Below are 12,250 nucleotides of genomic sequence, written 5' to 3' on the forward strand. Positions count from 1 at the left end.
AGGTATTTCGATTTCAAATTATGAAAAATGTTAAAGTTGTTTGAAAGTTGTTTTTTTTACCGGGAAAATATATTAAGTTAATGGAGATATGTTATTTAATTGGTGAATTATTATAACGATTCCGAAAGCTTCATAGGGGTAACTAAAAACTTATTTTTTAAATTTGTTGGTTAATCACTGTTTAACTCGATGATCCATGAAATGCTAATCATAGAGGACAATGATATAACTCGTAAACTTTTGAAGGAAGGTTTAAAAGGAGCCGGTAAATCCTATCACCCGACAGCCGTTGGTTCCTACAAGGAGGCGAAAGAAAAGATGGAGAAAAATTCCTACGATGTTATTATTACCGATCATTATCTGGGTGATCATGATGGGTTTGACATATTAAAAATTGCCGGTAACATCCCGGTCATATTTGTTACCGGACATGAGGAGGTAGCAGTGGCTGTAAAAGCCATGAAACTGGGTGCTTATGATTTTATTCTAAAAGATGAAAAAAGGAATTTTCTTACAATTTTGCCTTTGATAGTCGAAAAGGCACTTCAAAGTAATACCGACCAGAAGCTTTTAAAAACTACTGAATTCAGATATAAAAATCTGTTTGAAAATACCAATGATTTAATTCAATGTGTGGATGAAAGCGGACAGTTTATTTATGTAAATCCCGCCTGGCTGTCGACCTTGTCCTATACGGAGGATAATGTTAAATCACTTCACTTTCAGGACATAATCCATCCGGACTACTTGAAGTACATAAAAACCAATTTAAGTCAATTAAATAAGGGAAAGGATGTGGTCCATGTAGAGCTGAAGCTGTCGGGCAAACACGGCGAAGAAATTTTTGTTGAAGGCAATATTCACAACGATTATACTGCCGATAAGACCAGGAATCAGCGGGCTATCTTTCGGAACATCACCGAAAAAAAACTCAATCAGCAAAAACTGGAGAAAAGTGAAAAATTATACAGGCTGTTGGTGGAGGAATCATCGGAAATATTTTATGAGACCGACATTCATGGAAATTTTACTTTTATCAATGATGTTGCCGTCGACATGATTGGCTTTACACGCCGGGAGCTCATTGGCAAGCCTTTTCATGCACTGATCAATGAAGAGTACACCACTGATGTCCTTGCATTTTATCAGGATCAGTTTGAGAAAAGGCTGCAAAGTACCTATATGGAATTCCCGGTTGAAACTAAAAAAGGAGATACCGTTTGGGTAGGCCAGAATGTACGACTTTTATTTGAGGATGGTGACAGTCATTTAATAAAGGGTTTTTCCGCAGTGGCCAGAAACATTACAGCGCGGAAAAAATACGAGCTTGAGCTTGAAAGACTATCCCTGGTGGTTAGCAGTACGGATAACTATGTAATGATTACCAACAAAAATGACACGGTGGAATGGGTAAACCAGGCGTTTTCCAACATTACCGGTTATGACCTGGATGAGGTCATACATAAAAAGCCGGAGTCATTTTTAAGGGGCCCCAAGACTGATAAGAATAACGCCAGAAAACTGAATGATACGGTCAAGGTACATGGCAAACCTTATGTCGGTGAGCTTTTAAACTATACCAAGACAGGGGAGGAGATATGGTTATCAATGACGGTAACACCAATTTTTGATGCCGCAGGTTTTATCAGCAACTACGTGACCATTGGTAATGACATTAGCGAAAAAAAACTGACTGAGAAAAAAATAAATGAGCAAAATAAAAAGCTTGAAGAGAAAAATAATCAGATCAGGGAAACCAAGATCCAACTGGAAGAAAGCAATAAAAAGCTGAAATCCATCAACAATCATTTGGAAGAACTGGTTAACCAAAGAACAAAATCGCTACAAACGACCAACGAAAAACTTCTGGATGCCAACAAGGAGCTCGATTTGTACGTTTACCGGGCCTCACACGACTTGCGTGGTCCCCTGGCCAGTTTATTGGGGCTGGCAAAAATCGCTCTATTAGAAAGTAATGAACCTGTGGCCAGGGCTTATTTTAACAGGATAGAAGACAGTACGCTTAACCTGGAGAATATATTAAGAAAATTGCTTTCGGTCAGTAAAATCAGAAAACATGTGATCAAATATGAATCGCTGGAAGTTGAAAAACTGGTTTTGGAAATCAATCGATCCTACAAGAATTTTATTGAAGCTGCCAATGTTTCGATTACTTTTAATTACGGGCAGGATGCTAAAATCTTCTCAGATCATTATCTGGTGACGATAATTTTACAGAATTTGATTGAAAATGCGATTTATTTCCGGAATGAATATCCTGAATTTAAATCTCAGATAAGGGTGTCGTTTGATGATGATGAGCACCGGCAAGTCATAGAGGTCTGGGACAATGGTATTGGCATCGATGAAATATACCACGAAAAGATATTCGACATGTTTTTCCGTGTCTCTGAAAAATCGAAGGGCAATGGTTTGGGGTTATTTATTGTGAACCTGGCCCTTGCAAAATTGGATGGGAGTATCACTGTGGAAAGCGAGCCTTACAATTCTACCTGTTTCAGGGCCACACTGCCATTGGTTACGGGCGCGGGTGGAGGAAAATTTCAATATGAAGGAATTAAAAAATAATTCGGTAAAATAAGGTAGAAAAGGAAAATTAAAGACCAGAACGTGATTTTGCAGGGTTTACGGAGATACGGGAATTTTTTATATCATGCTATACGGCATGTTTTTGTACCGGTAGTAGTATTGCTCGCAGTCAGTTGCCATGATCGACAAGATAAGGAGAATGTGGGCAAATCACCTCAGGAGGCAGGTGAAAGACTGGCAAGGCTGCATTGCGGGGGGTGCCATATTTTTCCTGAACCCGCCTTGCTTGAAAAGCAGATTTGGAAAGATAGGGTTTTGCCGGCTATGGCTCACAGGCTGGGGGTGGGGGATTCTACGGACCATCCCCTCATGAAGATACCTTATTATGAGCGATACGCCGTCGAACAGGCCAACCTATTTCCGCAAAACTCCCTTTTAAGCACCGAAGACTGGGAAAAAATTGTCAACTATTATCACAACTCCTCTCCTGAAAAGATATTGCCCGGTCCTGACACCGCCTCACTGGCACCCCTCGAGTTATTTGAACCCAGGCCTAAACCCAGGGACTCCGTAAACCTGCCGCTTACTACGTTAGTTCATATAGATACTGTTCACCGGCAACTGATCATTGGTAACCGTTACAATAACATTACCATCAACAGTCCGGAAGGAGTACAACTGGATCAACGGCCTTTGAGTAGCCCTCCGGTCGACTGCCAGGTCATCGGTGATACATTGTTATATGTATTGTCAATAGGCATCATGGACCCAAACGACAGGGATCTGGGTACAATTGAAAGCATTGGCTATCAAAAGGGCAGGTGGAATCGTAAACAACAGCGGGTCCTTGGTAAATATCTTAAAAGACCGGTAAACTTTTTGTTATCAGATTTCGACAAAGACGGTCGGACGGATATATTTATGTGCAACTTCGGGCATTACACCGGTTCATTCACTTTGTTTGAAAAAACAAACTCGGGCGCTTTTAAAGCAAGGCAGTTACTGGATAATAATCCAGGTGCCAGAAAAGCAGAAGGTGTGGGTTTAAATGGTGATGGATGGGAGGATATCGTTGTTTTGATGACCCAGGGTGATGAGGCCATCACCGCCTACATAAATAAACAAGGCAAGGGGTTTGAGCAACGGATACTCATGAGATTTCCACCGGTTTATGGCTCAAGTTATTTTGAGTTGACAGACTGGGACCATGATCATGATTTGGATATCATTTATACCAACGGGGACAATGCCGATTATTCTTTCAGTTTGAAAAATTACCACGGTGTACGATGTTTCATTAACCAGGGGGATTTGGAATTTGAAGAATTGTTTTTTATACCTATTTACGGGGCTACTAAGTCGTTGACCGAAGATTTTGATAAAGATGGCGATATGGATATAGCCGTTATCTCTTATTTTGCAGACTTTGAAAATACCCCCGAAAAAGGCTTTGTTTACCTGGAAAACACCGGGCAAAGCCGTTTTGTTCAGCGTACTTTTGAAGGCTCGGATCGTGGCAGGTGGCTCACAATGGACAAAGGAGATGTCGATGGTGACGGAGATGTGGATTTATTACTCGGATCATTTGTTTACAATGCTACGCCAGTTCCAAAGTCCATACAAAAAACCTGGATCAATCATGGATTGGAATTTATTCTCCTGCTTAATTCACTTGAAACCAAAGAAGTCCCTATGCCATGACAGACCGGTTAAAATTGGCAAAGAAATAGCTGACCGATAGCTTAGTTTTTAGCACATAAATGGTTAAATTACAGATTAATGTTTTCCTCAAATGTTTAAAACTAAGCTGTTACTTTTTATTCTTTTCATACCTTTTCTGCCAGCCCATCCGGGTATTGGAAGGCAACTTCCGGATAAAAAGATAAATTTTAAACATATTACCAAAGGCCTTTCCAACAGCACCATTACCTGCATTTACCAGGATAAATATGGCTATATGTGGATTGGCACCAGAAATGGGTTAAATCGTTATGACGGTGTGTCAACCAGGGTTTATGAAAATATTTTTAACGATACTACCAGCCTGAGCGACAACTATGTGACGTGTATTTATGAAGATAAAAAAAGCAATCTGTGGGTCGGTACTAGTTTTGGCGGTTTAAATCTTTTGTCAAGAGATCAGGACACATTTACAAGATACAAGGCAAACAACAGGCCCGGTGACATTAGTGACAATGCGATATCCGGTATTATCGAGGACCGTGACGGTAATTTGTGGGTGGCTACCTTAAATGAGGGGATCAACCTGTTTTTGGGAGAAGGTAAAGGTTTCAAAAGTTATAAATACAATAAGGATGATCCCTTCAGTCTAAGCTTTAATACTGTCTCGGTATTGTTTGAAGACTCCGAAGGAAATCTATGGATAGGCACAGAAGGGGGAGGCTTGAATCTGTTTGATAGAGACAACGACAAATTCATACGTTTTGAACACCATGGCAGCGCCCCCGGAAGCATTAGCAGCAATATCATTACCGACATCCATCAAAATAATAAGGGAAAAATATGGGTAGGTACAAGGGACAAAGGTGTTAATTTGTTGTACAAGGACTACAATGGCGATTACAGGTTTAAATGGTTTGTCCACCGGGAAAACAGCCAAAACAGTATTTCACACAATACTGTTTTATCACTTTGGGAAGGTGTTCAGGGAAAGCTTTGGATAGGCACTGAAAACGGTGGATTAAATTGCTACGATCCTATCACCCAAACATTCGATCATTACTACTATGATCCCAATGATAAAAACAGCATTAGCAACAATTCCATATGGTCGATTTATGAAGACATGTCAGGGATGCTGTGGATAGGAACTTATAACCAGGGTTTAAACGTCGTTGACATATACAGTGATCGCTTCAAACATTATGGTGTTAATGTGTTTGACCGTGTTTCTGTTAACAACGGTAACGTTACCTGCATTTACGAAGACGATTTGGGTAATCTTTGGATTGGCACCGATGGTGGCGGCCTGAATTTTTATGATGTCGATACAAACAGGTTCACCTATTATCGACATGACCCCAACGACAAAAACAGTATTGGCGCGGATGCGGTGATAGACATTTTTGAAGATTCGAAGAAAAACCTATGGATAGGTACATTCAACGGTGGTCTGAACCTTTTTGACCGGGACACCAAAACTTTCAAGCGATATAAGCATAACGAGCTGGATTCAACCTCGATAGGCAGTAACAACATTTATAGCATATTGGAAGATCGCAAAGGAAGACTATGGGTCACCACTTACAGTAATAGCATTGATCTTTACGATCCCGCTACGGACTCTTTCCGCCACTTAAAATTCGGTCTCGACGAGGTAGTCGACACCAGGAATGTATATGCCCTGAAGATTTTTGAGGACAGTAAAGGTTATCTTTGGTTATGCACGGAGACAGGTTTGATTAAACTTGAAATTGATAGCAGGTTAAATGTAAAATCCGTAAAATATGAATATAACGAAAAAGACGCCTATGGCTTAAGCAACAATCTGATTCATACGATTTTTGAAGACAGCCATCAGAATCTGTGGATTGGTACGGGCAGTGGGTTGAATTTGCATGACCGTACTTCTGACACTTTTAGCACATTCCGGACTGAAGATGGCCTTCCGAGCAACGTGATTTATGGAATACTGGAGGATGATAACGGTAATTTATGGATTAGTACCACTTCGGGAATTTCGAAGTTTAATATTGATAAAAAAACCTTCAGGAACTACGATGAACTGGACGGCTTACAATCCAACGAATTCCTGAGAGGCTCCTGCTTCAAAAGCAACAGCGGGAAGTTTTACTTTGGAGGAATTAATGGTTTCAATGTATTTCACCCGGACAAAGTAAAGGATAATCCATTTATCCCTCCGGTCTACATTGTGGGTTTGTCTATTGACAATGAGGAAGTTACAGTAAAAACAGAAAATTCTCCCCTGAACGGATACATCGCTGAAACCGAAGCGATCACCCTGACACATGATCAATCCACATTTAGCCTGAGTTTTGCAGCTTTAAATTACTCGCAAGCCAGCAAGAACAGATACCGCTACAAGTTGAAAGGGTACGAAAGCCATTGGCACGAAACAGTAAACATGAGAACCGCCCATTACAGTAAAATTCCTCCGGGCGATTATACCTTTTGGTTGCAGGGTTCGAACAACGATGGCCTGTGGAATGAACAGGCGGCCTCTATCAGGATTACCGTATTACCTCCTGTCTGGAAAACCTGGTGGGCTATGAGTATTTATGTGTTATTTATTGCAGGCATCATTTGGATGCTCTACAGAAACATTATCAACCGGGAGCGATTAAAAAGCAACCTGCGACTGGAAAGAAGTAACCGTGAGCACTCCGAAAAGCTGTACAGGTCCAAAATTCAGTTTTTCACCAACCTGTCGCACGAGTTACGTACGCCCCTCACACTGATCATAGGTCCATTGGAAAAATTGATTTCAATGCACGAAGGCAGCAGGTTTTTGAGAGAGCAACTGTACATTATTAACCAAAATGCCTACAGGTTGTTAAGATTGGTCAATCAATTGCTGGATTTTCGAAAAGCCGAGTCCGGCAATTTAAAGCTTAAGGTAGCTAAGGGAAACATTATCAAGTTTATCCGGGAAATTATTCTGTCATTCCAGGGTTATGCTTCGCAAAAACAAATTGAACTGAAATTCAGCAGCAGCCTGGATGATATCCGGGTTTATTTTGACCGTGACCAAATGGAAAAAGTAATTTTCAATCTTCTTTCCAACGCTTTGAAATATACGCCTGAGGCTGGTCAAATTAGGGTGGATATACATAAAATCAATAAAAACAAGTTCAATCATCACCCGGAAGCCCCGAGTCAAAAAAACACCTACTTCAAAAACGGTTACGTTGAAATTGCCGTGAGGGACAATGGAAAGGGTATTGCCGAGATACATCAGAAAGATATTTTCAAAAGGTTTTACAGCATTGACCAGCATGATTCCCATGAGGACATCGGAACAGGCATTGGTCTTTCACTGGTAAAAACTTTAGTCGAATTGCACCACGGAAATATAGAAGTTGAAAGTAAAGAAGGTGAGTTTACCTGTTTCCGGATCAGGTTACCCCTTGGCAAGCCAACTTATGATGATGACAATTTCCTGAAGGGCTTCAGGGACAGTGAGGATATTTATGGTTATCATAAAACTGAAAATGACCGGGGTGGGAACAATGGTGAACTCCTCGAACATCCTATGGTAGATGATTTAGAGCAGGACAATGAGCGGCCTATCCTATTGATTATTGAGGACAATAACGATGTCAGGAGTTATATCAACTCAATTTTTGAAGCTGACTACAAATTGTATGAAGCAAAAGATGGTCCGGAGGGCTATGAGCTGGCGCAGAAAATAATACCGGATCTGATAATCAGTGATGTCATGATGCCTAAAATGGATGGTATCAACCTTTGTCATAAATTGAAATCTGAGGTTAAAACCAGTCATATCCCCATTATTTTGCTAACCGCGCGGACTTCATTAATATTTAAACTAGAGGGTCTGGAAACAGGGGCTGACGATTACATTACTAAACCATTCAATGCCAGTATCATCAAAGTACGGGCTAAAAACCTGATTACATCCAGGAAAATACTCCGGGAACATTTCATGAATGGAGATGGTATGAAAATCGAGCCTTCCAATGTTTCTTTTACTTCCAAAGACGAATTATTTCTCAACAATGCTATCAAGATTGTGGAGAATAATATATCAGACACCAGCTTTACGGTAGAATATTTAGGCAAGGAATTAGGCATGAGCAGAATGCAGTTATACCGAAAGCTCAAATCGCTAACCGGGTTTTCCGCCAATGAGTTTATCAGGCTTTTACGATTAAAAAGGGCAGCCCAGCTTTTAAAACATAATCAAATGACCATCTCTGAAATTACCTATGAGGTTGGCTTTACGGATCTTCAATATTTCAGAAGTTGCTTCAAAAGGCAATATGGGGTTAATCCCTCCGAATACAATGAGGAACAAATGGTAGAGTAAACCGTCAAAATCGGAATTGACGCAACCTTCAGACAGTGCCCGGTGCTATTTACCCATCTCAAAAGGGAGATTTGTCTTTGTCCGGAACTATTATTTTTCACCAAATTTGGCCTACTCACGTAACACCGGAAAAGTTCGATACAGTCTGGGTGCAAACCGGCGTCATGGGTTGAATCACCCGTTTTGCCCGTGTAACAATCCGGAGCCGGGTTAATTTGAGGTATTAAGTTTAACACAAAACGATGGTTATACAATTTTTTAATCATCATCTGATCTGAGGTGAAGTGTCATGCTTCACCTTATTTTATGTCCTTGAGGAAAACTAGGGCTATAAAAAAAGGGTCTCATAAAGACCCTTTCGATACATCCGGCTTTTATACCAAATAACTAAACAATCAATTCATTGAAGGCGGCAAAATCACCTTATCTATCACATGGACTATGCCATTTTTAGCTTCAACATCTGCCATGACCACCTGTGCGTCGTCAATTTTTACTTTACCATTTTTAATGGAAACGCCTACTTTTTCACCCTGTACCGTGGCTGCTTTTTGACCGTTGGACAAATCGGAAGACTTTACCTTGCCAGCGACCACATGATACTTTAGTATGGAAGCAAGCTGATCCTTGTTTTCCGGTTTAAGCAACGACTCGAGCGTGCCCTCGGGCAACGCAGCAAATGCCTGGTCAGTTGGGGCAAATACGGTAAAAGGTCCATCACTTTTCAACACGTCTACCAGTCCACCGGCTTTTACCGCTGCCACCAACGTTTTTAAATTGTCATTCCCTGCCGCCAAGTCAACAATGTCTTTGGATTGGGATTTTACAGATGAGGTGAAGGCGAATACAACTATCATAGCTCCGATAAATACAATACCTGATTTTTTACTTTTCATTTTGCTTAGATGTTTGATTAATAATTATTCAATACATCCTAACTACGACTTGTCTGGGGGTTTTGGATTTTCAGGATTGTTTTTTTTTACAAAAAACCTTTGACATAGGTTTTTTCCACCGTAGCATGCGGGGTTCCTCCTTCCTTTTCGAGTGTCACCGCAAAAGCCATGACATCTCCTTTGATGACTTTCAACTTCTGGATTTGTTCATTATAATCAAAAATACCGGCGTCAATGGGTGATTGCCCTGGTTTTATGGCCCAGAGCTGGTACTGGTGCCCGTGGGGAGGTTCAGGCAAATTATCAACACTGATAAACACGGTATTGGTTTTTTTATTCCAAAAAACATGTGCAAAGGATCGAGGAGATATCTCCGATCCCTCCATGCGGACCCGGATATTGTCTTCGTTAGTGAAATGAGCTATTCTCGTTTCGGCATCATCCAGTTTCAGAGAGGCCGTTTCAACCTGCTCCGCCAATAGGGTCCGTTGAGTCGTCAATGATCGGATTTCTTCCCGGTTCTCTCTGAGTTTCCTAAAAAGGATCAGATTGAAAGTGATGCTTACCAAAAGTAAAACACTGGCGGCTACATACCATACCGGAAAACTTTTTATCCTGTTTTCAGCGGTATCCTGAAGCTTTGAAAGTCCGGCTTGTGTATCTTCCTGATCATCTTGCAGTGTTTTCAAGGCCGCCAGGAGCACATCAGGGTGAGGTCGATTACCTGTTGCCTCAGCGTATGTGAGTATACCTTTTCTTATTTTTTCCAGTTCCTGCCCGATGACCGGATGCCTGGCCGCCAGGCGGTCTACTTCCTTCATTTCCTCATCGCTTAATTCACCCATCAGATAGGACTCAAGCAATCCTGATTCTATGTAGTCCTTTAAATTCACTTCAAATAATTGATCTCAAATTTCTAATGGCCAACCTGATTCTTGTTTTTACCGTGCCAAGTGGCATTTTCATGAATTTAGCAATTTCCTTTTGAGTATAACCCTGGAAATAGGCCAAATCTATTAATTTTTGCTGAACTGAGGGTAATTGATCGATCATTTGACGCATATAAAGCTGTTCGGTTCGCTCCTCATGTGCAGCAAGCTCTGATATATTTACGAGGTCGACAGCGGTGTTGGATTTTTCGCTAAGCTTATAATCTTTGGTTCTTGTCTTGTCAATTGCTGCGTTTCTGCAAACCCGGGTAAGCCAGGTAAACAGACTCCCATTTTCGGCCTTATAAGCCTGTCCGTTTTTCCATATTTTAATGAGTACTTCCTGGAGTGTGTCCTGGGCCATGGGTCTGTCTTTTACGATACGCAAAATCATGTTTAGTAAAACCGGACCATAGTTTTCGAAAATCAGTTGAAGGGCTTTCTTATCCCTCGTTTTTAAGTAATGCACAATATCTGTTTCAACTGAATTTCCTTTGGTGATATTTTGAGTTGGAGGTGACACAACAATTAGGGTTAGGACAAATAAACAGGCTGACCCTCCAATTGTTCAATGCCAGCAAAACGGGCTGCTGCCTTTAGGAAGCCAGGCTATGGATAATAGCCACTGAAGAAGGTTAACAACACGGCAAATGGCCGGATTCCCAATCAATTGCAACAGGCAGGAGGAAGCAGAAGAACTGCGAAAAAAAATTCAATAGCCCCCGGTAGCAATACGAGATCAATTTTAGATTGTCGATAGTAACACAAAACGATGGTAACAGAAATGCCCGGTATTCCGGGCACTGCGGAAATGTCGGTTTTACGTTTAGAGGGTTTTTCCGACTCGTTCCAGTAATCTTTTGGTAGCTATTATGCCATCATCTTCACTCATCTTATTGCCTTCATATTCTATGCCTACATAGCCGGTATAGCCAGCCTTCTTGACAATTTTCATCATCCTGGTGAAGTCTGTCAGGATTTCATTGCCATTTTCATCGAACTCATTGGATTTGGCGCTTACACCTTTTGCAAAGGGCATTAGTTCTTCAGTACCTTTGTAGCGGTCATACTCTTCCAGACATTGACTCCCTTTTCTTTTTATGCAAAAGTTTCCAAAATCAGGCAGTGTACCACATGTTGGCATGTTCACTTTGGAGATCACCCCGGCCAGCCAGCTTCCATTCGATGAATAACCTCCATGGTTTTCCACAATTACATTGATGTTATAGTCTTTGGCAAATTCGGTAAGGCTTCCAAGTCCATCGACTGCCGCTGCTGCCACCTCTTCAGCACTACCCTGACCTGCGGCGTTGACCCTGATAGCATGGCAATCCAAAAATTTTGCAGCCTCGACCCATTTATAATGCTTTTCTACGGCCAGCTTTCTTTTGCTTTCATCCGTGCTGCCCAGATACCCTTCTCCGTCTATCATAATGAGCAGACTACTGACACCGTTATCAGTAGCCCTTTTTTTCATCTCTCCCAAATATTTGGTGTCTTTGGCTTTGTCTTTAAAGAACTGATTTACATACTCTACTGCTGAAATCCCAAAGTCGTTTTTAGTCTTAGCCGCAAAATCCAGGTTATCCAATTTTTTGTTGAACAAAGTTTTATGTAAAGACCACTGGGCCAGGGAGATTTTAAAGAATGGTGCTGCACCAGGCTGGCCACTTAACGTCAAGGGATTCAAGCTTCCCAATGTACCCATCCCAACCCCGTACATCATTGATTTTTTTAAAAATGTTCGTCTTTTTAGTGTCATTTTTCTATAGGTTTGTACAAAAAACATTCGATAATTTACAAAAAAAACGAAAAAAAACACATCTTTCGAAAATTTCCAATGA

Annotated in this window: 7 protein-coding genes; 3 read left to right on the top strand and 4 right to left on the bottom strand. The window is 41.0% G+C overall.

Annotated features, from left to right (window positions below; all coding sequences use genetic code 11):
- Positions 1 to 201: 201 nt before the first annotated feature.
- From AC04NP_RS08470 to AC04NP_RS08480, 3 genes are all read left to right on the top strand, one after another.
- Complete coding sequence (locus AC04NP_RS08470) at positions 202 to 2,589, top strand: PAS domain S-box protein (protein ID WP_482859147.1); 2,388 nt, start codon at positions 202 to 204, stop codon at positions 2,587 to 2,589.
- Positions 2,590 to 2,631: 42 nt separating this feature from the next.
- A complete protein-coding gene (locus AC04NP_RS08475; protein ID WP_482859148.1) occupies positions 2,632 to 4,251 on the top strand; it encodes an FG-GAP and VCBS repeat-containing protein in 1,620 nt (539 codons plus the stop codon).
- Between the two features lie 91 nt (positions 4,252 to 4,342).
- Positions 4,343 to 8,581: a hybrid sensor histidine kinase/response regulator gene (locus AC04NP_RS08480; protein ID WP_482859149.1), complete on the top strand. Its 4,239-nt coding sequence runs from the start codon at positions 4,343 to 4,345 to the stop codon at positions 8,579 to 8,581.
- A gap of 395 nt (positions 8,582 to 8,976) precedes the next feature.
- Here AC04NP_RS08480 and AC04NP_RS08485 read toward each other — a convergent pair whose 3' ends face one another.
- From AC04NP_RS08485 to AC04NP_RS08500, 4 genes are all read right to left on the bottom strand, one after another.
- Entirely contained in the window at positions 8,977 to 9,477 is a 501-nt protein-coding gene (locus AC04NP_RS08485) for a fasciclin domain-containing protein (protein ID WP_482859150.1), read from the bottom strand.
- A gap of 86 nt (positions 9,478 to 9,563) precedes the next feature.
- Positions 9,564 to 10,370: an anti-sigma factor gene (locus AC04NP_RS08490; RefSeq protein WP_482859151.1), complete on the bottom strand. Its 807-nt coding sequence runs from the start codon at positions 10,368 to 10,370 to the stop codon at positions 9,564 to 9,566.
- 1 nt (position 10,371) lies between these two features.
- Entirely contained in the window at positions 10,372 to 10,929 is a 558-nt protein-coding gene (locus AC04NP_RS08495) for an RNA polymerase sigma factor (RefSeq protein ID WP_482859152.1), read from the bottom strand.
- 303 nt (positions 10,930 to 11,232) lie between these two features.
- Positions 11,233 to 12,168, bottom strand: a complete 936-nt coding sequence (locus AC04NP_RS08500) for a sugar phosphate isomerase/epimerase family protein (RefSeq protein WP_482859153.1) — start codon at positions 12,166 to 12,168, stop codon at positions 11,233 to 11,235.
- Between the last annotated feature and the right edge of the window lie 82 nt (positions 12,169 to 12,250).

Source organism: Agaribacillus sp. DX54, from assembly GCF_056858335.1.

Coding starts and splice junctions, on each gene's coding strand:
- AC04NP_RS08480 (WP_482859149.1), top strand. CDS start 4,343: ATGTTTAAAACTAAGCTGTTACTTTTTATTCTTTTCATACCTTTTCTG.
- AC04NP_RS08485 (WP_482859150.1), bottom strand. CDS start 9,477: ATGAAAAGTAAAAAATCAGGTATTGTATTTATCGGAGCTATGATAGTT.
- AC04NP_RS08470 (WP_482859147.1), top strand. CDS start 202: ATGCTAATCATAGAGGACAATGATATAACTCGTAAACTTTTGAAGGAA.
- AC04NP_RS08500 (WP_482859153.1), bottom strand. CDS start 12,168: ATGACACTAAAAAGACGAACATTTTTAAAAAAATCAATGATGTACGGG.